The sequence below is a fragment of the Virgibacillus sp. 7505 genome (genome assembly GCF_002272135.1).
Taxonomy (GTDB): domain Bacteria; phylum Bacillota; class Bacilli; order Bacillales; family Amphibacillaceae; genus Terribacillus.
The window spans coordinates 40,816-65,029 of the sequence record NZ_NPBF01000022.1 but is presented as its reverse complement, the minus strand read 5'-3'; the positions used below and the strand labels follow the sequence as shown (position 1 = coordinate 65,029).

Sequence of the window (24,214 nt, the reverse complement as noted above, 5' to 3'; positions counted from 1 at the left end):
ACATCATCCCTTTCCCAGCAGCTGCTTCATAAGCTGAATTGTGTCTGGACGACTGGTAAACTCATGCATACCTTGCTTTAGGAACTCCAGAATCGATTTTTGATAATCAATTGCTTCATCGATCTCATTATTCGTGCCTCTTTTGTATGCACCGATTTGAATCAGTTCACGGTTTTCTTCATATAGTGCAAGCATTGTCCGTAAACGCTGTGCTAGCTGGTAGACTTCGTCATCGGTAATTTGCGGCATCACCCGGCTAATTGACTTAAGGACATTCAAAGCTGGAAATTGCCCTTGTTCCGCTAATTTCCGATCTAAAACGAAGTGACCATCCAAAATACCTCGTACTGTATCGGCAATCGGTTCATTCATGTCGTCACCATCCACAAGCACGGTGTAGAATGCAGTAATTGCCCCAAGTTCATTTGTACCGGTTCTTTCAAGCAGTTTTGGCAAAGCTGCAAAAACAGAGGGTGTATAACCTTTTGTCGTTGGCGGTTCGCCTGAGGCAAGACCGATTTCACGCTGTGCCATCGCTACCCGAGTGACCGAATCCATCATCAAGTTGACATGCATTCCTTGATCACGGAAATACTCACAAATAGCAGTTGCAGTATAAGCACCTTTAATCCGCATAAGAGCCGGCTGATCAGATGTTGCCACAACGATTATCGACCTTTTGATGCCTTCATCGCCCAAATCCTTCTCAATAAATTCGCGAACTTCTCTTCCGCGCTCTCCAATCAATGCAATGACATTGACATCGGCACTTGATTTCCGGGCTATCATTCCCAGAAGCGTACTTTTACCTACGCCGCTTCCGGCGAAAATTCCAACTCGCTGTCCCTGACCGACTGTCAAAAGACTGTCGATTACCCGTACACCTGTTTCCAGCGGTTCTAAGATTCGAGGCCTAGTCATAGGATTCGGCGGATTACGATCTGTCGTAAAGGATTTCAAGCCTTTAGGGAGCATACTGCCATCTAATGGCTGTCCTAGCGGATCAATTATGCTCCCAATCAAGCCATGACCTATCTTGATCGACAATGGTGAACTGGTCGCTTCAACAAGGCAGCCAGGCCCGACATCCTTCAAGGGAGCAAAAGGCATGAGGAGAACTTTTTCGTCATCAAATCCGACGACCTCTGCCAAAAACCTTTCGCCAGAACTTGAAGAAGGATGAATATAACAGATTTCTCCGACACTTGTGACCGGACCGTGTGATTCAATCAGTAATCCAACAACTCTATGGATTCTTCCATATCGTTTATAAGTATCTAATTTATCAAGCTCTTCAATGTATCGCCCTAACATCAGATAGTTTCCTCTCGCCTGATCTCAAATAGCTTCTCGCGCAGGACGGTCAGCTGAGAATCGATACTCGCATCAATTCTTCCATGCTTGGTTTCAAGGATACAGCCGCCTACAGGCAAATCATGCTGAGGCATAATCATAAGGTCAAAGTCTTTTCCAGTGAGTAAAGTCAATTCTTCTTTCTGCTGCAGAACAAGTTCATAGCTATCTGTATGAACGTAAAGGCGTAGATCGCTCCGTTCCTTCCAGTCAGCAATCGCGCCCTTAACGATCGATAGATAGCTTTCCGGCTCTTTTTCAAGCTTTGCATGAAGAATCTTTTCTGCAAGCTTTAGCCCAAGATCAAGCAGTACGTCCTCACTGCTTTCAACCGTTGCCTTATAGTCTTGCTGCGCCAGTTCGATCAACTTTTGTGCTTCTTCCATTTTGGCTTGATAGGATTGCAAACCTTCCTGCTGTCCAGCTTCAAAACCTTTCTGATATCCTTCCAGCTGTGCCTGCTCGATAAATGCCTGCCGCTCTGACTCCCATTGCATCCTTTGCTCTTCTACTGCCTTTTTGGCAGCTGTAAGCATTTGGTCAGCTTCTGTTTTGGCATCCTGGAGGTACTGCTCTGACCGTTCCTTCTCAGCTTGGAAAGATAAAGCTTCTTCGGTATCATCAGCTGTTTCAAGCGATATCTTAATAGGTTTTATACCAATTACTTTTGACTCTTTCACTGCAACTGATTGCCAGATATTAGACAATGATGTCATCTCCTCCGCCACGGGATATGATTATCTCGCCAACTTCTTCCAATCGTCGAATAACTGAAACAATACGGCTTTGTGCTTCTTCTACATCCTTCAAGCGTACAGGACCCATGAATTCCATTTCTTCCTTGAACGTCTGCGCCATCCGGTCAGACATGTTTTGGAATACAATATCTTTCACTTCATCGCTGGCCACTTTCAGTGAAAGCTTAAGGTCATCATTTTCAACTTCGCGAATGACACGCTGTATCGCTCGATTATCCAACGTGACAATATCTTCAAAGATAAACATTCGCTTTTTGATTTCCTCTGCAAGCTCAGGGTCTTGCACTTCCAGTTCATCAAGGATGGTCCTTTCTGTACTGCGGTCAACTCCATTGAGTACTTCTACAACGGCTTGGATACCGCCAGTCTGTGTATAATCCTGTGTCGCAGTTGCAGACAAGTTCTTCTCGAGTATTTGTTCTACCTGACTGATGATTTCAGGTGATGTACTGCTCATTGTAGCGATTCGTTTTGCAACATCAGCCTGCATGTCCTGTGGTAACTCTGACAAAATCTGACCAGATTGTTCCGGATCAAGATAAGAAAGCACCAGTGCAATTGTCTGAGGATGCTCATTTTGAATAAAATTGAGAACCTGCGTTGGATCTGCTTTCCTCGCAAAATCAAATGGCCTTACCTGCAGGGTGGATGTCAGCCTGTTCATAATTGCAGCAGCTTCATCCTCTCCTAAAGCTTTCTCCAGGATTGACTTTGCATAGGCGATTCCGCCTTGGGATATATAATCCTGAGCAATGGCAATCTGGTGGAATTGATCAATGATAGATTCCTTCTCTGCACTGTCCACTTTCTTGACCGAAGAAATCTCGAGAGACATGCGCTCTATCTCTTCTTCTGTCAAATGCTTATATACGTTCGCAGCCGTATCAGCTCCAAGAGAGATCATCAAGACCGCCGCTTTCTGTTTTCCTGTCAAACGTCCTTTCACAGCTGCCATTCCTTCATTGCTCCTTTAATCTTCAGCCATCCAGCTTCGTAATAATTTTGCGAAATCCTCTGGTGACTCTTGTGCTAATTTTTCCAGTTGTTTTTGTTTCAGTGTGGATTCCGTTTCTTGCGTATCATCTATATCTTCGACAACAACAGGTGTTGCTCTCACTTCTTCCTCCAGCAAATCTTCTTCCTCTTCTTGATTCCTTCTGGAGCGGATAAGCATGAATACGAGTACTGCTACAGCAGCCAAGAGAACGCCGCCAGCAATATATGCCCATACTGGAATTCCTGAACCTGCTGTATCATCTGCTTGTGAGCCCTGACTTGCAGCAAATGGCTGAAAGACTACTGAAACACTGTTTTCAGGATTTACGGTCTGAGCTACTTCCGCATCTACAGAAGTCGACACGATCGAATTCAGAATCGAGGTAATGCTTTCTTCTACTTGTGTTTGTTCTTGCTGTGTAAGCTGTTGAGCCTCTCCGTTCTGGGCTTCAGTGTTCTTGTTGCTGTCAACAGCAACTTGAATGCCTATATCACGGATGCTGTAAGGACTCTCGGTAATTTCTTTCTTTATCTTGTTAAATTCATAGTTCACAGATTCTTTCACATTGTTATAAGCGCCGTCTCCGGTAGTTTCGTCCTCGGCAGCTACATTTGGAACCTCTTCTTCACCAGTTCCTGCAACCCCGCCCTCTTCCGTTGGTTCGCCTTCATATGTTTCTGTGATAGTCTCCACACTTACCGGCAGACCTTCGTTATTTTCTTCGTCCACTGGCTCAACAAGTTCTTCCGTACGTGTTTCCTGATCAAAGTCGATATCCGTTGTTACCGACACACGAACATTCTCCGCACCAACCATGGCAGCCAGCATTTGCTGCACGCGCTGCTGTATTCCTTGTTCAACTTCTTGCTTAATGCCCATCTGGTTTGTATAAGCATCTCCGCCAGCATTTGCTGTATCCATGTTGATGTACTCAAAATCCTGGTTAGTAATGACAATATTTTCTTCAGGTAGATTTGGCACGGTCTTCGAAACCAATCGATACATTGCTTCTACCTGTTCGGGCTGAAAGTCATACCCTGTTTCTGTATTCAACACGATCGATGCAGAGGCTTGTTCTTGCTCGTCTGTTACGAATACGGGATCAGTAGGTTTATTTATCAGTACTTCAGCACTCTTGATTCCGTCTATATTGGTCAAAAGCGTAGACAGTTCGGTCTGCAAGGCATCCAATTTAATAACATCGAATTCGTTATCCGTCATACCCCATGAAGCGTTGTTGCTGAAGAAGGAGTAATCAATACTGCCTGTTTCCGGCAGACCCTCTGCTGCTAAATCTACAAGCAGTCCTTCAGCCTGTGTATCTGGTACAAGTATGGTCGATCCATTTCCTTCAAGCTCATACGTTACGCCCTGTGCATCCAATTCTTCTTTTATCTTCCCAGCTTCTTGAGCAGAAAGATCTTTATACAATGGAACCATCGTCTCTTTATTTGCAAAAAAAGATGTGATTCCGATGATTAGAATAAGAACAATCGGGGTACATATTAATAGTGCTTTTTGCCATCCAGGTCTTGTCTGCCAAAAACTAGTTATCTTTTCTTTGTAACTTGCAATTCGCTGATTCATCTTGTTCCCCCAAAGCATAGGTCAAATTCATAATAAAAGCATATCTACTTTGACTGAGGATACGTCCTATATCCTTCTACATAGACATGCGCATCATTTCTGTATAAGCATCGATTGCTTTCTTCTGTACTTGTACAGCTGCATCCAGTGCTACACTTGCTTTTTGAGACGCAATCATAACATCATGCAGGTTATCAATCTTTCCTGCAGCAAGATCTTGAGTCATTTTATCTGATGCTTGCTGTGTTTCATTCAAGCTATCGATTGCAGATTTTAAGCTTTCCGTAAAGCTTGATTGTGCCTGAGCTGGCGTTGTCTGCTTTATGTTAGTCAGACCGCTCGTGCCGGCCAATCCGCCGATTCCTTCAACTGCCATTTGTCATCCTCCTTTATTTTCCGATTTCCAAAGCTTTTTGAAGCATTCCCTTTGTTGCATTCATGGCTGTGACGTTAGCTTCATATGAACGTGTAGCACTCATCAGATCTGTCATTTCCTTCAAAGGGTCAACATTTGGCATTGCTACATAACCCTCCTCGTTCGCATCAGGTGAAGTTGGGTTGTAAACCATCTGAAATTCCGTTTCATCCTCAGTGATTTCAGAAACCCTTACACCGTTAGAACTAGTTGAATTGCCTTGCGCTCGTTCAAGGAATGAAGAGAAACTGTTTGTATTCTGAGTCTCCAGGGAAACCATCTTTCGTCTGTACGGAACATAGTTCCCGTTTTCGTCAATGGTTGCTCGTGTCGTCTCTGCATTCGCAATATTGGATGATACAACATCCATCCGCAAACGCTGCGCCGTCAGCGCACTTGCACTAGTATTTAAGGAAGAAAAAATCGTCAAACTTAATTACCTCCTGTAATTACTTTTGATAGGCTGTTGAATTTTCCGCTCATCCGGTCAACAAGCGCCTGATAGTATAGTTGATTATCCGCTAATTCGGACATTTCCTTATCAATATCTACGTTGTTCCCACTGTTGGTATAGGAGGTATCCTCCTGCTTGGTTACCTGGAATTCCGATGCTGACTCTGTACTGCCGAATACCAAATGCTTCGGATTCGTACGTTTTGCGGTAAATCCTGCGTCCATCGTTTCCTGCAATGTATCTTTAAATGAAACTGTTTCTGTCTTATACCCAGGTGTATCTGCATTAGCTATATTATTAGCAATGGTCTGATTTTTAAGATTGGCATAATCTAATGATCGATCCAACGATTGAATCGTTTTGCCATATAGGTCCATCGTAGTCCCTCCCAGAGTGCTATGTTTACCGTCGAATCAGCTCTAATGTACACGATAATTGTATTGAAACGAGGAAGATGTGTCTATATATTCTATGATAATTTTCTTATATATGTAAAAATGGTCTAAGCATACTAATCCTTTGTACCTATGCATTAACCAGTAGCTTACAGAAATCAAGGTAATATAGGTATTAACTTTTTATATAACCTGATTAAAATCTAATGTTTCCCTATTTTAGACAAGTTATCTTCCCTATAAATGTGTAATTTCTAAACACTTTTTCCTACACTAAACGGAAATATTTGTAAGGGCTTTCTATTTTACGAGTTCAAATACACAAAACATAGTATAAGAGTCACAAATAAAGCCAAATAAAAGAAGCAGGCTATTTGGCCTGCTTCTTCTGGTTTAGCTTGTATGTTTTTGTAATTCAACTAGGAATTTATTATTAAGGACTTTAATATAAGTTCCTTTCATTCCTAGAGAACGTGACTCGATAACTCCTGCACTTTCCAGCTTACGTAATGCATTAACGATAACGGAACGTGTAATGCCGACACGGTCTGCTACTTTACTAGCTACCAGCAAACCTTCGCTGCCATCCAATTCCTCAAAGATATGCTCGATTGCTTCCAATTCACTATAAGAAAGAGAGCTGATCGCCATTTGTACAACGGCTTTGCTGCGCGCTTCTGTTTCGATTTCTGCTGTTTTCTGATGAAGGATCTCCATTCCGACAACTGTAGCGCCGTATTCAGCAAGCAGCAAATCATCATCACTGAAGTTTTCTGCAAGACGGCTAAGGATCAATGTACCGAGGCGTTCACCACCACCAATAATCGGTACAATTGTTGTCAAGCCACCCTGGAAAAGATCTTTGTTCTCGACAGGGAATGCTGTGTAAGGGCTGTCGATACCGATGTTAGCAGTTGTTTGCTGAACCTGGAATAGTCCTTCTGTATATTCTTTAGGAAATTGTCTTTCTTCGAGCATTTGCTTCATTCTGTCATTCTCGATTGCCTGGTTGATCGAAACGCCGAGCAATTTACCACGGCGGCTTACGATGAAGATATTACTCTCTATAACCTGTTGCAATGTCTCTGACATATTGTTGAAGTTGACAGCCTTTCCTGCTGTCTTTTGCAGCATAAAGTTTATATCCCTTGCTTTATCTAATAATTTCATGATTTCCTCCTGTAATGTTATAAAATATACTGACTCAGATCTTTGTTTTTTGCAATTGATGCTAGTTTGTCATCTACATAGCTCGGGGTGATCTGGATTGTCCCCATGGTAATATCAGCCGCTTCGAAACTCAAGTCTTCCAGCAGCTTCTCCAAGATTGTATGCAGACGGCGAGCGCCGATATTATCAGTTTCCTGGTTCACTTCAAAAGCCACTTCCGCTAGTCTGGTAACAGCTTCGTCCGTAAACTCCACATTTATACCTTCTGTTTCCAATAAAGCCTTATATTGCTTCAGCAAAGCGTTGGAAGGCTCGATAAGGATCTTCTTGAAATCCTCGACCGATAGTTTCTCCAATTCAACACGAATCGGGAAGCGTCCCTGCAGCTCCGGAATAAGATCTGAAGGCTTTGCCATATGAAAGGCGCCTGCTGCGACGAATAGAATATGATCTGTCTTAACAGGACCGTACTTTGTAGTCACAGTAGAACCTTCTACGATTGGAAGAATGTCTCGCTGGACACCTTCTCTGGATACATTAGCACCTTGGTCGCCCTTGGCAGCGACTTTATCGATCTCGTCGATGAAGATGATGCCAGCTTGTTCCACAAGCTGTACCGCCTCCTGTGATACTTCGTCCATATCAATCAGCTTTTGCGCTTCCTGCTGAACAAGAAGCGGCCGTGCTTCAGATACAGGCAAACGACGCTTTTTCTTCTTCTTCGGCATGAATTGTCCTAAAGCATCCTGCATATTCATTCCCATTTGCTCCATACCGGATCCTTGGAGCATATCAAACATCGAGGATTGCTGCTCCTCAATCTCTATTGTCACCATCGTGTCTTCCAGCTCGCCCATTTCGAGCATCCGTTCGGTACGAGCTCGTTTGGATTCGATTTCATCAGAAGGTTTTTCTTCTTGCTCTTCACTCTGCTGCTGATTAAAGAGCATCTCGAATGGATTCTTGAAATTGTTCGCCTGCTTTTTCGTTTCAGGTACAAGCAGCTTGACGAGGCGCTTCTTAGCTTGTTCCCCTGCTTTATCCTGCACAGCTTCCATCTTGTTTTCCCGGACAAGCCGTACGGATGCTTCAGCCAAATCCCGCACCATCGATTCTACATCACGGCCGACATAACCGACTTCTGTGAACTTTGTAGCTTCCACTTTAATAAAGGGTGCCCCAACCAGCTTCGCCAGCCTTCTGGCGATTTCTGTTTTACCAACACCTGTCGGCCCGATCATCAGAATATTCTTCGGTGTTATCTCATCGCGCAATTCACTATCGAGCTGCATGCGGCGATAACGGTTCCGTAATGCCACGGCTACTGATCTCTTTGCATTTTGCTGACCAATGATATAACGATCCAGCTGCGCTACGATTTGTTTCGGGGTCAAATTAGCCTCCATCATTACGCCTCCAATGTCTCCAACGTGATTTGATCGTTCGTGAATACACAGATCTCTCCAGCTATCTCAAGGGCAGCCCGAGCAATTTCAGCTGCAGACTTCTCTTCTGAGTATCTTTTCAGAGCGCGTCCTGCGCTTAAAGCAAAATTGCCGCCTGAGCCGATAGCCAGAATATCATCATCTGGTTCAATGACTTCCCCAGTCCCTGATACAAGAAACATTTGCTCTTTGTTCATCACGATCAGCATCGCTTCCAGCTTCCGAAGGACTTGGTCACTGCGCCATTCCTTCGCCAATTCCACTGCAGCCCTGGCGAGGTTGCCATTATAGGCTTCCAGTTTCCCCTCGAACTTCTCAAATAGCGTGAACGCGTCAGCTACGGAACCAGCGAAACCTGCCAGCACCTGGCCTTTGAATAGCCTTCTGACTTTTTTTGCTTTATGTTTCATGACAACTTGGTTGCCGAGTGTCACCTGTCCATCTCCAGACATCGCGCACTCACCTTTATGACGTACGGCGAAAATAGTGGTGGCATGAAATTCCGAACTCATGGCTTTCCATCTCCTTTATTCCCGATTCGCTCTCGGATGGGTATTCATATATATCGTACGCAGCCGATCTTTCGTCACATGCGTATAAATCTGTGTAGAGGACAGATGCTCATGACCAAGTAGTTCCTGCACAGCACGCAAATCAGCACCTTCATTCAGCATGTGCGTGGCAAATGTGTGGCGCAGCTTGTGCGGATGCAGGTGCATATGTACAGCGGACTGCTCAACCAGTTTATTCAGGATGAGACGAATCCCCCGTTCCGTAATCGGTTTTCCTCTGCTGTTCAAAAACAGTTTATCGGTATCTTCCTTCGCCTTTTCCAAAAGACGATTGCGTCCATCCTGTAAATATCTCTGAATTGCTCTTTCCATGAAACTGCCGAACGGAACATATCTCTCCTTACGTCCCTTCCCGCGGACTAGCACAGTCCCTATTGACAAATCTATATCGCCCAATGCAATGCCAGCACATTCACTGACACGCATACCAGTGCCATATAAACATTCAAGGATAGCTTGATCCCGCTGCCCCAGCGGGGATTCCAAATCGGAGGCGTCGAACAGTTTCTCTAGCTCCTGTTCGTATAGGAAGCTTGGTACATAAGCAGGCGCCTTTGGCTGAACCAGCCGCAGAAATGGGTTTGCTGCAACAATATCTTCCCGCTCCAGGAATTTGTAAAAAGAACGAAGACTGGATATCTTACGTGATACCGTTCGTCTTGACAGCTTTTTCTCATATAATTGTGTAAGGAATACGCGTACTACACTTGGATCTACTTGTTCAAACGAAATAGATTCCGAATGCAGGAATTCCAGGAAAAAATTCACATCATTCAGATAATAGTAAACCGTATGCGGGGAAGCATGTTTCTCCACCTGCAGATAAGATTTGAACTCTTGTACGAACTGTTCTGCATTTTTCATTTTTAATCGCCTCACTTCAAGCGTATAAAGCTTATCACAACTTCAAGCACAGAAGCAAACGTTAAAAGTCAAATTGTAGAAAAATTCTGAATTGAAGCCAGCGCTCGGTCAGCATAAGCCTGATTGCGATCATGCTTATTTTTGATCGTCTTGTCCAATTCTTTGATCAGACCGAAGTTAGCGTTCATCGGCTGAAAATTCTTACTGTTCGTATGCGTGATATAGTGCGCAAGACTTCCGATGACAGTTTCCTGCGGCAGAACGACAGGTGCTTCTCCTGCGGCTATTTTAGCTGCATTGATGCCTGCAAGCAAACCTGATGCAGCAGACTCGACATACCCTTCCACACCTGTCATCTGACCGGCAAATAACAGATCATCACGATCTTTATATTGATACGTCGGACGCAGCAAGTCCGGAGAATTTAGGAAGGTGTTGCGATGCATCACACCATAGCGGACAATTTCTGCTTCCTCCAAACCAGGAATTAAACGGATCACTTCCTTCTGCGGACCCCATTTAAGGTGAGTCTGGAAACCGACGAGGTTATAAAGTGTTCCTGCAGCGTCATCCTGACGAAGCTGAACGACTGCATATGGCTTTTTCCGAGTTTTCGGATCTTCCAATCCTACCGGTTTCAATGGACCGAAGAGCATTGTCTTTTCTCCGCGTTCTGCCATTACTTCAATCGGCATGCAGCCTTCGAAATAAATCTCCTTCTCGAACTCTTTCAAAGGTACCGTTTCAGCTGAAATAAGAGCTTGATAGAAACGATTGAATTCTTCTTTCGTCATCGGACAGTTCAAATATGCAGCCTCACCTTTATCATAGCGTGATTTGAGGTACACTTTGTCCATATTGATGCTGTCCTTTTCAATGATTGGAGCAGCTGCATCATAGAAGTAGAAATATTCTTCCCCTGTAAGATCCTTTAAAGCATTGGAAAGATCTGCAGATGTTAGCGGACCAGTAGCGATAATGACCGGACCTTCAGGAATTGAAGCAATCTCTTCATTATAAACCGTAACATTCGGATGGTTCTTTACGTGTTCCGTTACAAATGCACTGAACTCATGACGATCCACCGCCAATGCCCCGCCAGCTGGAATCTGGCAGTGATCTGCAGCTTTAATGATAATGGAGTCCAACTGCCGCATTTCTTCCTTTAGAACTCCGACTGCATTCGTAAGGCTGTTTGCCCGCAAAGAGTTGCTGCATACAAGTTCAGCAAACTTATCAGTATGGTGGGCCGCTGTCTGCTTAATAGGCCGCATTTCATATAGACGAACTTTGACGCCGCGCTTTGCCAGCTGCCAAGCCGCTTCACTGCCAGCAAGTCCTGCGCCGATAACGGTTACGAATCCATTTGTCATCTCGGTATTTCCCCCTCAAGTGTGTCAAGCAAAATCCCTTTCCAATCCGTTATTATAGACCTCGTATAAAACTGTGTCAAATTATTTCCGGTTCCTGCTCTTGTTTTCACAAAGTCTTAACAATTCAAACAAAAGACTCCGGCTTTCCTTAAGCCGGAGTCTTCTTGTACTACTGCTGAACTTCTTCTTTATAGTCACAGCTGGAGCATGTAATCTGCGTTCCTTTTTTCGCTTTCTTTTCGACAAGCATGGAAGCACATTTTGGACATGGTCTGGAAATAGGTTTATCCCAGCTGAGGAAATCACAGTCCGGATAGCGATCACAGCCGTAGAATACGCGATTCTTTTTCGACTTACGTTCGACAACTTCGCCTTCCTTACATTTCGGACATGTAACCCCGATTTTTTTCAAAATCGGCTTCGTATTGCGGCAATCCGGGAAATTGGAACAAGCGAGGAACTTGCCGTAGCGTCCCATCTTGTATACCATCCCATGTCCGCATTCCTCACAGTCGATGCCGGCCGGTTCATCCCGTATTTCGATTTTCTCCATTTCCTGCTCTGCTTTTTCCAGCCTCACATCGAAGCCTTTGTAAAACTCATCAATGATCGTGACCCACTGCGTTTTGCCATCCTCGATATGATCAAGGTCTTCCTCCATCTTCACCGTGAACTCCAAATCAATGATTTCCGGGAAGAATTCCTCCAGGATATCGATAACAATTTCTCCTAGTTCAGTCGGCACAAAACGTTTATTGTCCAGCGTGACATAGCCGCGGCGCTGAATAGTATCCAGTGTCGGTGCAAATGTAGATGGGCGGCCGATTCCCTGCTCTTCCATCGTACGGACCAGCCGAGCTTCTGTATAGCGCGGAGGCGGCTGTGTGAAGTGCTGGTTCGGTGTGATCTCTTCCGCCTTCACTGTCATGCCTTCTTCCAGATTCGGAAGCAGCCTGTCTTTTTCGCTCTTGTTATCATCATTGCCTTCTACATACACCTTCATGAACCCCTTGAATTTAACCTTGGATCCTGTAGCTCGGAACTCTACCCCTTCATTTACAAGATGGACGGTCATCGTATCCAGGACAGCCTGTGACATCTGGCTTGCGATGAAACGCTCCCATATAAGCTTGTAAAGTCTGAATTGATCACGTGACAGAATCGCCTTCACGCTGTCAGGGTGACGGAATGCTGATGTTGGACGAATACCTTCATGGGCGTCCTGTGCACCTTCGGTTTGTTTCGTTTTGGCGCCTGAGCCAAGGAACTCCTCGCCATATGTCTCTTTGATGTAATTAGCTGATTCTTCTTTGGCAGTGTTGGAAATACGCGTGGAGTCAGTACGCATATACGTGATCAAACCTGTGATACCGCCCTCTTTTTTACCCAAATCTATACCTTCATAAAGCTGCTGCGCCACCATCATTGTCTTACGGGCCCGGAAATTGAGTTTGCGTGCTGCTTCCTGCTGCAGGGAAGAAGTCGTGAACGGAGCTGCCGGGTTTCGTTTGCGTTCCCTTTTGTTCACTTTATCGACTTGGAAATCTTTCCCGTTCAATTTACCAAGAATCTCATTGACTTCTTCTTCGGACGCGAGGCCAACCTTCTCTCCATCAACTCCGTAAAATGCTCCTTCAAAGCTGTCTTTGCCGGATTGGAAAGCGGCATCGATCGACCAGTACTCTTCTGGAATGAATTCTTTGATTTCATTTTCACGATCCATGATCATCTTAACGGCTACAGATTGGACGCGGCCCGCACTTAAGCCTTTCTTCACTTTCTTCCATAACAGCGGGCTGATATTATAACCGACCAGTCGATCCAGGATACGTCGTGCCTGTTGGGCATCGACTAAATCCATATCGATGCTGCGCGGATGTTTGAATGATTCCTTGATCGCATCCTTTGTGATTTCATTAAAGACCACACGGCAATCAGAAGTCTCATCGATGTTCAAGCTATGTGCCAAGTGCCAAGCAATAGCTTCTCCTTCGCGATCGGGGTCGGCTGCGAGATATACTTTCTTAACTTTCTTCGCTGCACTTTTCAGTTCTTTAAGCACAGGCCCTTTTCCGCGGATGGTGATGTAGCGGGGTTCAAAGTCTTCCTCTACATTGATACCCATCTGACTTTTCGGCAAGTCCCGAATATGCCCCATGCTTGCTTTTACTTTATATTTTTTACCTAAATAACGTTCAATTGTTTTCGCTTTAGCTGGAGATTCCACGATTACAAGATAATCTGCCATATTGTTTCCTCCCAAGAGGTTTTCTTTTTCTGTTTATTTTTTATATATTGTCCGATAAATCTTCCCTATTATTAAATACTTATATTCCCTTTGTCAAACATAACTTGCTATTTTTTGTAACAGAGCATACATAATAAAACGAGTTTCTACTATATAAAGTGTATCCATTTTGACTTATTACGTTCCCATTCCTCTAGCAGCTGACCCGGTTCAAAAATGATCCCGGCTCCCTCTGAAATCATCTGATGACAGCCTGCTGTTCGGTCCTCCAGAGGATCTCCGGGTATAGCGAATACGTCTCTCCCCTGTTCCAGTGCATGCATAACGGTATGCATTGTACCGCTATGTTTTTTGGCTTCGACCACAAGGGTGCAGAAACCAAGTGCGCTGATGATTCGATTCCGCTCCGGGAAATGATACTTCTGCGGATGCTGATCAGGAAAATATTCACTTAGAACCAGCTGTGTGTCGGCTAAATTGTTAAATAATTCCCTGTTCGAGCGGGGATATAACTGACGCAACCCACCTCCCAATACAGCTATAGTATTGCCATTGCTGCGAATTGCTGCGTGGTGTGCCATACTGTCGATGCCTTTTGCCATACCGCTGACAATTGTCCACCCTGCAGCAGCTAACGGATCCACAAAATAAGTCATTTTGTCAGCAGCAGATTTGGTTGGCTGACGAGTACCAACCACGCTGATTGCAGGCTGGCTTCTAAGCAGCCCGATGTTGCCAGCAGCATAAAGTACAAGCGGTGGGTCTGGTATATGCCTTAGAGCAACGGGATAAGCTTCATCAAGGCAAGTCAGAGTGCAAAAGGTCTGCATGTCCTGTTCCAAGGTGGCACGATGCATTTCGTCCTGCAGTTCATTGAACAAGGTAATTGCAAAAGATTCGGGGAGCTGATAATGACTCATCAGTTCTTGGAAGGATGAATGTAGAAGGATGTCCAATTGAGGGTCAAGTGTGAGGATTCGCTGCATGATCTTACGTCGTCCCCGCAGCACTCGGTGCAGCAACAATAATCTTTTACGTTTCTCCAATTTTCCACTCCTGTCTGAAAAAGATAAGAAAGCGGACCGATTGATCGGTCCACTTTCATCTTAATGCGTTTGACAGATTTCGTACAGTCCCTTTTCTTTCAGCACTTCAATCAAAGTCTCTCCCATAACTGCCGGTGTATCCGCAACTTTTACACCGCAAGCTTCCAAGACCTTGATTTTTTCGTCTGCTGTGCCTTTTCCACCGGAAATGATGGCACCAGCATGACCCATACGTTTGCCTGGAGGTGCTGTTGCACCGCCGATGAAGCCGACGACAGGTTTATTCATATTTTGACGGATCCATTCGGCTGCTTCTTCTTCTGCTGTACCGCCGATTTCCCCAATCATGATGACCGCTTTCGTCTCCCTGTCTTCATTGAATGCTTTTAAAACATCGATGAAATCAGTTCCGTTCACTGGGTCTCCACCGATACCTACCGCGGTAGATTGACCAATGCCAGCCTGTGTGAGCTGATGCACTGCTTCATACGTCAATGTTCCAGAGCGTGACACAACACCGATATGTCCTTTTTTATGGATATAACCAGGCATGATACCGATTTTGCACTCTTCCGGTGTGATGACACCTGGGCAGTTCGGACCGATCAATCTTGTCTTTTTGCCTTCCATCGCACGCTTTACTCGAACCATGTCCATAACTGGAATATGCTCCGTAATACAGATTACCAGATCAAGCTCCGCGTCCACAGCTTCCAAAATCGCATCAGCTGCAAAAGCTGCAGGGACATAAATTACAGAAGCAGTAGCACCTGTTTCGTGAACAGCCTCTTTTACTGTATTATATACAGGCACACCTTCTACTTCGGTTCCGCCTTTTTTCGGCGTGACACCGGCAACAATCCGGGTGCCGTATTCAATCATCTGCTTTGTATGGAAAAGCGCAGTGGACCCCGTAATACCTTGTACGAGCACTCTTGTTTCCTTATTTATAAAAACACTCATGAATATATACCTCCCCCGTTAGTTTACAAGTGCGACGATTTTTTCTGCTGCATCTGCCATGGACGCTGCTGATGTAATATTCAATCCGGACTCCTCGAGCAGCTTCTTACCCTGCTCTACGTTCGTTCCTTCCAAACGTACGACAAGCGGAATATCCAATCCTACTTGACGGGATGCACTGATTACACCTTCTGCAATAACGTCACACTTCATAATGCCGCCGAAGATATTGACTAAGATACCTTTAACATTTTGATCAGCAAGAATGATCTTGAAGGCCTCGGTCACTTTTTCAGTCGTAGCACCGCCCCCAACATCGAGGAAGTTGGCGGGATCTCCGCCGTAATGCTTGATAATATCCATCGTTGCCATAGCTAGGCCGGCACCGTTTACCATGCAGCCGATATTCCCATCAAGGGAGATATAACTCAAATCATGCTTGGATGCTTCGATTTCTTTTTCATCCTCTTCATCCAAGTCGCGGAGCGCGACAATATCTTTATGTCTGTATAGTGCATTTTCGTCAAAGTTCAGTTTGGCATCGAGTGCCAATACTTGACCGTCGCCAGTCGTAACGAGCGGATTAATCTCAGCAATTGAGCAATCCTTCTCTACGAAAGCCTGATATAAGCTCATCATGAACCCGACAGCTTTGTTCAGTGATTCCGGCGGAATATTAATAGCAAATGCCAATCTTCTAGCTTGATAGCCAGTCAAACCGACAACAGGGTCGATCGCTTCCCGGAAGATTTTCTCCGGTGTCTCTGCTGCTACTTCCTCAATCTCTGTACCGCCCTCTTCAGACGCCATCATTACGATTCGGGATGTGCTGCGATCAAGAACAAGACCGATATAGTATTCTTTCTGGATATCACAGCCCTCTTCGATCAGAAGTCTTTTCACTTCTTTTCCTTCCGGGCCTGTCTGATGCGTTACAAGCGTCTTGCCTAAGATTTCCTCCGCGTATGTACGAACTTCATCCAAGCTTTTCGCTACCTTCACTCCGCCTGCTTTTCCGCGTCCGCCAGCGTGGATCTGCGCTTTGACAACGCATACATTTGTGCCCAGGCTTTCAGCCGCTTCCACAGCTTCCTCGACACTGAATGCCACTCTACCAGCAGGAACAGACACACCAAATTCACGTAAAACCTCTTTGCCTTGATACTCATGAATATTCATTCTGTACCCTCCCCGTCAGATTCCGTGCAAGACCATTGTAAACGATTTCTTCTGCAAAAGTCTACCAAAAACTATGGAAAAGACAGAATCTACATAAAACTTATAAGAGCGAATAAAGAAGGGGTTGCCTTTTCACTGAAAATTTATGAAAATGCTTTCATAAGAGAATTTATGGAAAAAGCGTTCAGCTAAACGAACGCTTATTTTCCTGCCTGCTTGTCTGCTTGGTAGATGAATGCAAAGACCTCGGCCACCGCTTCATAAAGATCTGCCGGAATCATCTCGTTTACCTTCAGCTCCGTCAAAAGACCTACTAAAGCAGGATCTTGCTGTACTGGTACACCATTTTCTTCTGCACGTTTTATAATAGCCTCCGCTGTCAGACCTTTACCGCTTGCTGTAAGTACCGGAGCTTGCTTTTTGGCAGCGTCATATTTCAAGGCCGCCGCTTGGCGGACATTCCTTTTCCCTGTCATATTCGAAAGTCGACACCTTTCTGTTCGGTATGTACAGCATTCAAGCTTTTATCGATACGACTTGCTTCTTTCGCATCAGTGCTGACCGTATATTTTACAGAAGAAAGATGATAGCCACTCATATCAAGAGCAGTTTTCAGCTTATTCTGAAGCGGGCGCATGACTTGTTCTGTTTTTTCTGCTGCTGTATAAATATGCAGACTGACAGCTTTTTTCTGTACGTACATATCCACTACCATGTCATCAAGAAAAGGTAGATGCAAATAAAACAAAATACGGCAGTGTTCAGAAGATAACTGTCCATCAGCTTCTTTTCTGCCCTCCAGCTCCATCAGGATATCTTTATCGAACCCTAACGGAGCCCCGGGAAGCTGCAGCTGAATGTAAGCCATTTGCTTATCATCCTGAACCTGAAGCAGCTGGCTTCCGGTTATTTGCTGAAGAAGCTGAGAGGAAAGCTCAGCTCTTTCATTGCCCTGGGCTGCCTGCTGCAGGAGCAAACCTTTCAAAGGAAGATCTGCAGCGTCCGCTTCGTTTAATGTTTGTTCATATGAAAAACCAGTCTGTCGGAAAATATCCTGCAACAGATTTTTGAAGAAATCTCCATCTTTGCTTTCCTCATTCATTTGAGTCACTTGGAGCAACTGAACTAGTTCTGTGCTCCTCGCTAGCAACTGCTGGTTTTCCATGTTCCCTTTTGTCAGCTGGCTGTAAATTTCCTGAACCCTTGGAGCTGACTGGAACGGTTCCAGAGCAGTGCGCAGACTGGTGATCATCTCATCAGGCAAGGACCGGTCAGGGAACATACTAAGCAGCTGTCGTGCAGTCGACAGCGCAGTCTGGAGCTTTTCTTGGGCAGCCGGAGACTGCTTGCTGACAAGCTGCATCTCGGACATGAAACTATCAAGTACTTGTGAAAATGGCAGTGAACGTGCTGATCTGTTTGATGAGCTTCCCGTGTCCGGTATTAACTGCTGCGGAGCACTCCTGCTTTCATCCATTTGCGCGTCATATGCCTGCCAATCTCCTTGCCAAGCAGCAAAGGTAGGCACAGCAGCCGAAAAAAATGGGCGGATAGCTTGATACATACTCTGTTTTCCTGCTTTTGCTTCTTGGACGATCTGCTGTACAAGCTGTTGTTCATGTACTGCTGGTCCAGCGGGTGCCAATTTCCCGAGTATCTGTTGAAGTGCTGTTGTTTTTTCACTCCCAGGAGCTATTGTACGGCTGAGCTCACGTAGGGAAGCCGTCATATCTTGTGACTGACGCGCTGAGATGGCCTGCAGGACATTTTCAGTCAAAGGCAGCTGACGCTGAAGCATTAGCTGTAGTGATTCTTTCCTAACTTCTATGGGCTGTAATTCTTTCTGCTGCAATAGAGCCAGTGCTTGTTTCAGCTGTGGCATCGTAAAAGCTGTTTGCTGCTTTAATAAGCCTTCTACCAAGCTAGTGTTTATTTTATTCGGTTTCATGCCTGCAAGCTCAATCAATTGTGACACATCCGCTTGCTTCCCTGCTGTTTGGGGCAGAACCTGCATGAGAGGACGTTCGCCCCCTTCTTTCACTTCAAACCAGTAGGTGCTGCCTGCAGTCAGTGATGTCTGTAATTGTGCTATAACTTGCTGGGCCCCGATTTGGAGCAATGCCTTATTATCAGGAAAAAACTTCGTAATCCTCCCTGTTACAACCTCTCCAGGCCGGAAATTTCTTTCCTGTTGGGACTGCTGAGCTTGTTTGATAGTTTGAGAGCTTTGGATACTTAGATGATGCATAATGTCACTTCCTTCCTAGACGCGGGAAAGATCCTTAACAGGGGCAAAGCTTAATCGATGTAATGGAGTGATCCCTTGCTTGCGTAATGCTTCCAGATGCTGCTTTGTCCCATAACCCATGTTATCTTTGAAACCATAACCTGGATAGGTTGTATCAGCTTCTTTCATCATTCGATCACGTGTCACTTTCGCAATGATACTTGCTGCTGCAATAGAGACACTGCGCTGATCTCCCTTGATCAATGATTCATAAGTACAAGCCAATTCAGGGAGCGGCATAGCATCTACCAGCACGTGTTCAGGCTGATATTCCAACGCATCTACAGCCTCCAGCATCGCTTGTTTTGCAGCTTGATAGATATTGATTTCATCAATTCTTTTGCTGGTTACGATACCTACTCCATAGGCAATACAATTGTCGATGATCTGCTCATATAAAAATTCCCTTTTTGCCTCGCTCAGCTGCTTGGAATCGTTCAAACCTGCTATGTAAGCATCTCTTGGCAAGATTACTGCTGCGGCAACTACCGGACCTGCAAGGGGCCCTCTGCCTGCTTCATCTATGCCTGCGATATACTGTTTTCCTTTTGCATAATAGGCATTTTCAAAGCTGCACATGCGATCATATTGCTCGCGAAGCTCCTGTTCCTTTACTTGTTTCCTTCTATGTGCATCCAGAAGTTTCTGGACACCTGTACGATGATCCTCCTGCCAGGATGAAAACATCTCTTCTGAAAATGTCCCTTCCTGTAAATGAGTCCGTATCTGCTGGATCGTCAAGACATCTTTCATGCACAATCTCCCTTTTCTCTGATTATCGGTTATGTAGAAAAAAAATAAAGACATACATAAAAGAAATATGTATGTCCGTTCCTTACACTGTTGGCTTCTCAAATGTCACATTCGTAATCCGCTTACTGCGAAGGTCCCGAATGATGATCTCATACGTTTTTTCATAATTGATTGCACCGCCGGCTTCAAGCGCACCTCTGAATTTGCCGATATGGGTAAACATTTCGACTGTGTCCATGGAAATATCCTCAATGGCATATCTTTCTGCAAGCTGCTTTGGATAGTGATCCTTCAAGTAATTGAGGATAAATGTTGCTACTTCTTCCATCGGCAATATTTGATCCTTGATCGTACCTATAGCAGCTAGCACCAACCCAACCTGTGGGTCCTCAAATTTCGGCCAAAGGATACCTGGTGTATCCAACAGCTCGAAATCCTTTTTCACTTTAATCCACTGCTGTTGTGTGGTAACACCTGGACGGTCGCCTGTCTTGGCGATCTTTTTGCTTGCAAGACGATTGATGAGTGTCGATTTCCCAACATTCGGTATACCGATGATCATCGCACGACCAGGCGGGGGATTCTGCACACCTCTGCGCTTCCATTTCTCCCGTTTTGCAGCGTGCATATCATGCGCACGCTGGACAACGCGCTGAATGTCGTTCTTTTCATCAGCATTGACAGAAAGAGCCGGAGTACCTTGTTCCTCATAATATCGGATCCAAGCATCTGTTACTGATCTATCAGCCAAGTCCTTCTTCATAAGTACTACCATTTTAGGTTTGTCGCCGAGCACTTTGCGAAGCATCGGATTTTGTGATGCTTCCGGAGCCCTTGCATCCACCAGCTCGATGACAAAGTCTACGAGCTTCAGTTTTTCTTCTACTTCTCTTCTAGCTTTGGCCATATGGCCGGGAAACCATTGAATCGTCACGAGAAATGTTCCTCCTATTTTGTCAGACCGATGCGATCCAGCGGCCAGAACGTCAGCTGTACTTTACCGACAATCTGATCTTCCGGTATTAAGCCGATATATCTGCTATCGGTTGAGTTTCTGCGATTATCCCCGAGTACGAGCACATAGCCCTCTGGAATCTCCTCGTAATTGCCTGGCAGATCTTCAAGAGTGAAATCATTCGTCAAATTACCGCCATCCTCAAGCGCCGCTTTCTCACTGTCCAGATAAGGCTCATCCACGATTTCACCATTTATATACAATGTATCATCGATCATCTCGACATGATCTCCCGGCACGCCAATCACCCGTTTAATGTAATCCTTCGATTCGGTAGCGTGGAAGACTATAATATCCTTCCGATCTGGTTCACCGAAACGATAGCTTATCTTATTCACGATCATGAAGTCATTATCATGCAAGGTTGGCTGCATGGAAGGTCCGTCAACTACAATCGGAGCAAACAGGAACATCCGAACGACCACCGCAATGATGACAGCGATGATCAGAGCCTTCAGCCAATCTAGCCATTCATTTTTCTGTTTGGCCATCTATAAGCCTCCAATTGTCTATTAGATCTATTTGGTCTATATAGCAAAAAAAAGAGCTTGACGAAGCAAGCTCTCTTTTCTGGTACTTAGCGGATTTCTTTGATACGAGCAGCTTTTCCGCGAAGTTTACGTAGGTAATAAAGTTTCGCACGACGTACTTTACCACGACGGCTAACTTCGATTTTTTCCAAACGTGGGCTGTGTACTGGGAAAGTACGCTCTACACCAACGCCAGAAGAAATCTTACGTACTGTGAAAGTCTCAGAAATTCCACCGTTTTGACGTTTGATAACGACACCTTCGAATAACTGGATACGCTCACGTGTTCCCTCTACTACTTTAACGTGAACTTTAACCGTATCTCCGGGACGGAATTCAGGATGATCAGCGCGAAGCTGTTCTTTTGTAATGTCATGAATTAATTCCTGCATTCTATTCAACTCCTTCTCACCAATGCTCATTCTCGCAATTATACGACAGCGGAACATCGTAATATGGCACTTACCGTTGTAAGCACAGCATTTAATATACCATACTTGGCTTATGAATTCAAAGCATTATTCAATCTTTTTGCCACTTTTTCACTTGATCTCGTTCTTTGTCAGAAAGCTCCGCATCCGAAAGCAGATCAGGCCGTCTTGTAGCTGTTCGATAAAGTGACTGTTCCCGACGCCATGCTTCTATTCTGCCATGATCACCAGAGGTAAGCACCTCCGGCACCTGCATACCTCGGAAGTCGGCAGGACGTGTATAGTGGGGATGTTCCAGCAGTCCGGTCGAGAAGGAATCCTCAGGTGCAGAAGCAGCATTGCCCAATACGTCAGGCAGAAGACGGACTACGCTGTCCATAACCGCCATCGCGCCGATTTCTCCCCCAGTCAGCACATAATCTCCGATAGAGATCTCATCTGTTACAAGATTCTCTCGGATGCGTTCATCATATCCTTCATAATGACCGCAAATGAAAATCAAATGCTCCTCTTTCGCCAATTCCTCTGCTTTTTTCTGATTATACGGTTCACCTTGCGGACACATGAGAATGACCCGGGGCTTAGCTGATCCCTCTGTCACATGCTCAATCGCATCGAAGATCGGCTGCGGCGCCAAAACCATGCCTGCTCCGCCTCCATATGGATAATCGTCTACTTTTTTATGCTTGTTTGTTGTGAATTCCCGGAAGTTCACCAGATTTGGCTGAAAGGCTCCAAGGTCTTGGGCTCTTTTCAGAATGGAATGCTGCAGCACGCCTTCGAACATTTCCGGAAAAAGTGTCAGGATATCGATTTTCATAGATCCAGCAATCCCTCCATCGGTTCAATGACGATGCGCTTACTATCAACATCGATCTGTTTGACGACTTGTTCGATATAAGGTATAAGTAGATCCTTCTGCTTTGGCCGCTGTACAACCCAGACATCATTAGCACCAGGTGACAGGATCTCTTTCACTTTTCCGAGGATTTCTCCATCAGCTGTCTCAACTGTACAGCCGATAATCTCGTGATAATAGAACTCATCCTCTTCCAAATCACTTAGCTGATCTTCACGGACTTTCAGGATACCGCCCTTCAATTCTTCCACTTGATTGATCGATGTATACCCTTGGAAAGTAAGCAAATCGAAAGTTTTATGCTTACGGTGTGTGTTTACAATCAGCTTTTGGGGCTTGCTGTTTTCATCCTGGAACCAATACAGTTCCTCTCCAGGCTCAAAGCGTTCATCGAAATCCGTGATCCTTACGACCCGGACCTCTCCAGCTATCCCGTGTGTATTGACGACTTTTCCTACATTAAACATTTTAATATCCATCGTTTTTCACCTTCATTATTCAATCCGGATGACAATGCCATCTTGGATGACGATTTTTTTCGTTGTAAGCTCGTCCCACTTCATGCCTACTTCAACTTCAACAAGAGCTTCAACCTCTTGGATCATGATCTCACTGCCAATGGGCAGCACGTCCAGCTGTGTAAGCTGGAATGCGATCGTAGCCGCTTTTTCCTCTCGCTTCCGGATTTCTGCCTGGAAACGCTTGTGCACATCCTGTTTGGACACACCTTGTTTCTTTTCGAGTTTCCGTTTCTCGAACAACAGCTGTTGACACTCTTGGTCAAGTTGACGCGCTGTCTTTTGAAGACGTTCTCTGATGGCTGCTTTGCTGGATTCAGTGATTACTTCATCGACGCGCAAGCTTCGGATAATCTTCATCGGACACCTGGCTTTCTGCTGGAAAAGCATTTTTTTACATTGTAAAAAAGGGAAAGGTTTCCCTCTCCCTTTTACATTATGTCCAGATAAATGCGTTTTTCATAATCAGCGGATGCAGCCCGCAGCACTGTGCGAAAGGCACGAGCATTGCGACCGTCCTTGCCGATCACTTTGCCAATATCAGATTCATGCACCTGAAGCTGATAGATGACCTTATGCTGTTCTTCCCTTTGATGCACGACGATCTGCTCAGGAAAATCAACAAGCGGAGCAACCATCGCTTCAATGAGTGCTTTCAGAATCGATCAGCCCTTTACTTCTGGTTTTTTGAGTCGTGGAACTTTTTCAAGATTCCTTCGTTAGAGAAAAGGTTACGAACTGTGTCGCTTGGCTTAGCGCCTTTAGCCATCCAGTCCATAGCTTTCACTTCATCCAATTTAACCTCAGCTGGGTTAACTGTTGGGTTATATGTTCCGATTTGCTCGATAATACGTCCGTCACGAGGAGAACGAGAATCAGCAACTACGACACGATAGAAAGGGTTTCTTTTAGAACCCATACGTTTTAGACGAATTTTAACTGCCATGTTGTTGCACCTCCAAAATAATGTTTCTCACAAGATATGATTGTATCAGATTAAAT

27 protein-coding genes are annotated in these 24,214 nt (G+C 45.0%); all 27 read right to left on the bottom strand.

Features of this window, described 5'->3' with window-relative positions:
- Positions 1-3: 3 nt before the first annotated feature.
- On the bottom strand, positions 4-1,314 hold the full coding sequence (fliI, locus tag CHH91_RS09010) for a flagellar protein export ATPase FliI (protein ID WP_095223118.1): 1,311 nt from the start codon (positions 1,312-1,314) through the stop codon (positions 4-6).
- On the bottom strand, positions 1,314-2,060 hold the full coding sequence (fliH, locus tag CHH91_RS09005; RefSeq protein ID WP_176465738.1) for a flagellar assembly protein FliH: 747 nt from the start codon (positions 2,058-2,060) through the stop codon (positions 1,314-1,316). The genes fliI and fliH overlap by 1 nt, the downstream gene beginning before the upstream one ends.
- Positions 2,053-3,066: a flagellar motor switch protein FliG gene (gene fliG, locus CHH91_RS09000; RefSeq protein WP_095223116.1), complete on the bottom strand. Its 1,014-nt coding sequence runs from the start codon at positions 3,064-3,066 to the stop codon at positions 2,053-2,055. The genes fliH and fliG overlap by 8 nt, the downstream gene beginning before the upstream one ends.
- A gap of 15 nt (positions 3,067-3,081) precedes the next feature.
- On the bottom strand, positions 3,082-4,695 hold the full coding sequence (gene fliF / locus CHH91_RS08995) for a flagellar basal-body MS-ring/collar protein FliF (protein ID WP_095223115.1): 1,614 nt from the start codon (positions 4,693-4,695) through the stop codon (positions 3,082-3,084).
- Positions 4,696-4,771: 76 nt separating this feature from the next.
- Entirely contained in the window at positions 4,772-5,071 is a 300-nt protein-coding gene (gene fliE, locus CHH91_RS08990; protein WP_095223114.1) for a flagellar hook-basal body complex protein FliE, read from the bottom strand.
- Positions 5,072-5,084: 13 nt separating this feature from the next.
- The gene (flgC, locus tag CHH91_RS08985) at positions 5,085-5,540 is read right to left on the bottom strand and encodes a flagellar basal body rod protein FlgC (RefSeq protein WP_095223113.1); all 456 of its coding nucleotides are present in this window, start codon (positions 5,538-5,540) and stop codon (positions 5,085-5,087) included.
- A 2-nt stretch (positions 5,541-5,542) separates the two neighbouring features.
- Positions 5,543-5,941 (bottom strand): flagellar basal body rod protein FlgB, encoded by a 399-nt coding sequence (gene flgB / locus CHH91_RS08980; protein WP_095223112.1) that lies wholly within the window; start codon positions 5,939-5,941, stop codon positions 5,543-5,545.
- 411 nt (positions 5,942-6,352) lie between these two features.
- Positions 6,353-7,129, bottom strand: coding sequence for a GTP-sensing pleiotropic transcriptional regulator CodY (gene codY / locus CHH91_RS08975; protein WP_095223111.1), 777 nt, complete (start codon positions 7,127-7,129; stop codon positions 6,353-6,355).
- A 17-nt stretch (positions 7,130-7,146) separates the two neighbouring features.
- The gene (hslU, locus tag CHH91_RS08970; protein ID WP_095223110.1) at positions 7,147-8,535 is read right to left on the bottom strand and encodes an ATP-dependent protease ATPase subunit HslU; all 1,389 of its coding nucleotides are present in this window, start codon (positions 8,533-8,535) and stop codon (positions 7,147-7,149) included.
- 2 nt (positions 8,536-8,537) lie between these two features.
- Positions 8,538-9,086 carry an ATP-dependent protease subunit HslV gene (gene hslV, locus CHH91_RS08965; protein ID WP_095223109.1) on the bottom strand — a complete coding sequence of 183 codons (549 nt, stop codon included), beginning with the start codon at positions 9,084-9,086 and terminating at the stop codon, positions 8,538-8,540.
- A gap of 15 nt (positions 9,087-9,101) precedes the next feature.
- Positions 9,102-10,010 carry a tyrosine recombinase XerC gene (gene xerC, locus CHH91_RS08960; protein ID WP_095223108.1) on the bottom strand — a complete coding sequence of 303 codons (909 nt, stop codon included), beginning with the start codon at positions 10,008-10,010 and terminating at the stop codon, positions 9,102-9,104.
- Between the two features lie 68 nt (positions 10,011-10,078).
- Positions 10,079-11,383, bottom strand: a complete 1,305-nt coding sequence (trmFO, locus tag CHH91_RS08955) for an FADH(2)-oxidizing methylenetetrahydrofolate--tRNA-(uracil(54)-C(5))-methyltransferase TrmFO (protein ID WP_095223107.1) — start codon at positions 11,381-11,383, stop codon at positions 10,079-10,081.
- Between the two features lie 169 nt (positions 11,384-11,552).
- A complete protein-coding gene (topA, locus tag CHH91_RS08950; RefSeq protein ID WP_095223106.1) occupies positions 11,553-13,631 on the bottom strand; it encodes a type I DNA topoisomerase in 2,079 nt (692 codons plus the stop codon).
- 149 nt (positions 13,632-13,780) lie between these two features.
- A complete protein-coding gene (gene dprA, locus CHH91_RS08945; RefSeq protein WP_095223105.1) occupies positions 13,781-14,677 on the bottom strand; it encodes a DNA-processing protein DprA in 897 nt (298 codons plus the stop codon).
- A 60-nt stretch (positions 14,678-14,737) separates the two neighbouring features.
- Positions 14,738-15,640 (bottom strand): succinate--CoA ligase subunit alpha, encoded by a 903-nt coding sequence (gene sucD / locus CHH91_RS08940; protein ID WP_038560150.1) that lies wholly within the window; start codon positions 15,638-15,640, stop codon positions 14,738-14,740.
- A gap of 18 nt (positions 15,641-15,658) precedes the next feature.
- A complete protein-coding gene (sucC, locus tag CHH91_RS08935) occupies positions 15,659-16,819 on the bottom strand; it encodes an ADP-forming succinate--CoA ligase subunit beta (RefSeq protein ID WP_095223104.1) in 1,161 nt (386 codons plus the stop codon).
- Positions 16,820-17,019: 200 nt separating this feature from the next.
- Positions 17,020-17,295: an EscU/YscU/HrcU family type III secretion system export apparatus switch protein gene (locus CHH91_RS08930; protein ID WP_095223103.1), complete on the bottom strand. Its 276-nt coding sequence runs from the start codon at positions 17,293-17,295 to the stop codon at positions 17,020-17,022.
- Positions 17,292-19,067: a hypothetical protein gene (locus CHH91_RS08925; protein ID WP_095223102.1), complete on the bottom strand. Its 1,776-nt coding sequence runs from the start codon at positions 19,065-19,067 to the stop codon at positions 17,292-17,294. Before CHH91_RS08925 ends, CHH91_RS08930 begins: the two co-directional genes overlap by 4 nt.
- A gap of 15 nt (positions 19,068-19,082) precedes the next feature.
- Positions 19,083-19,859: a ribonuclease HII gene (locus CHH91_RS08920; RefSeq protein ID WP_176465737.1), complete on the bottom strand. Its 777-nt coding sequence runs from the start codon at positions 19,857-19,859 to the stop codon at positions 19,083-19,085.
- Between the two features lie 82 nt (positions 19,860-19,941).
- Complete coding sequence (gene ylqF, locus CHH91_RS08915) at positions 19,942-20,793, bottom strand: ribosome biogenesis GTPase YlqF (protein WP_095223100.1); 852 nt, start codon at positions 20,791-20,793, stop codon at positions 19,942-19,944.
- A 14-nt stretch (positions 20,794-20,807) separates the two neighbouring features.
- Complete coding sequence (gene lepB, locus CHH91_RS08910) at positions 20,808-21,365, bottom strand: signal peptidase I (protein WP_095223099.1); 558 nt, start codon at positions 21,363-21,365, stop codon at positions 20,808-20,810.
- An 86-nt stretch (positions 21,366-21,451) separates the two neighbouring features.
- Entirely contained in the window at positions 21,452-21,796 is a 345-nt protein-coding gene (gene rplS, locus CHH91_RS08905) for a 50S ribosomal protein L19 (RefSeq protein ID WP_038560133.1), read from the bottom strand.
- A 130-nt stretch (positions 21,797-21,926) separates the two neighbouring features.
- The gene (trmD, locus tag CHH91_RS08900) at positions 21,927-22,655 is read right to left on the bottom strand and encodes a tRNA (guanosine(37)-N1)-methyltransferase TrmD (RefSeq protein ID WP_095223098.1); all 729 of its coding nucleotides are present in this window, start codon (positions 22,653-22,655) and stop codon (positions 21,927-21,929) included.
- Positions 22,652-23,173: a ribosome maturation factor RimM gene (gene rimM, locus CHH91_RS08895; RefSeq protein ID WP_095223097.1), complete on the bottom strand. Its 522-nt coding sequence runs from the start codon at positions 23,171-23,173 to the stop codon at positions 22,652-22,654. Before rimM ends, trmD begins: the two co-directional genes overlap by 4 nt.
- 15 nt (positions 23,174-23,188) lie before the next feature.
- Positions 23,189-23,572, bottom strand: coding sequence for a YlqD family protein (locus CHH91_RS08890; RefSeq protein WP_095223202.1), 384 nt, complete (start codon positions 23,570-23,572; stop codon positions 23,189-23,191).
- A 71-nt stretch (positions 23,573-23,643) separates the two neighbouring features.
- Positions 23,644-23,871, bottom strand: coding sequence for a KH domain-containing protein (locus CHH91_RS08885; protein ID WP_095223096.1), 228 nt, complete (start codon positions 23,869-23,871; stop codon positions 23,644-23,646).
- A 14-nt stretch (positions 23,872-23,885) separates the two neighbouring features.
- Complete coding sequence (rpsP, locus tag CHH91_RS08880; RefSeq protein WP_095217635.1) at positions 23,886-24,158, bottom strand: 30S ribosomal protein S16; 273 nt, start codon at positions 24,156-24,158, stop codon at positions 23,886-23,888.
- Positions 24,159-24,214 lie beyond the last annotated feature (56 nt).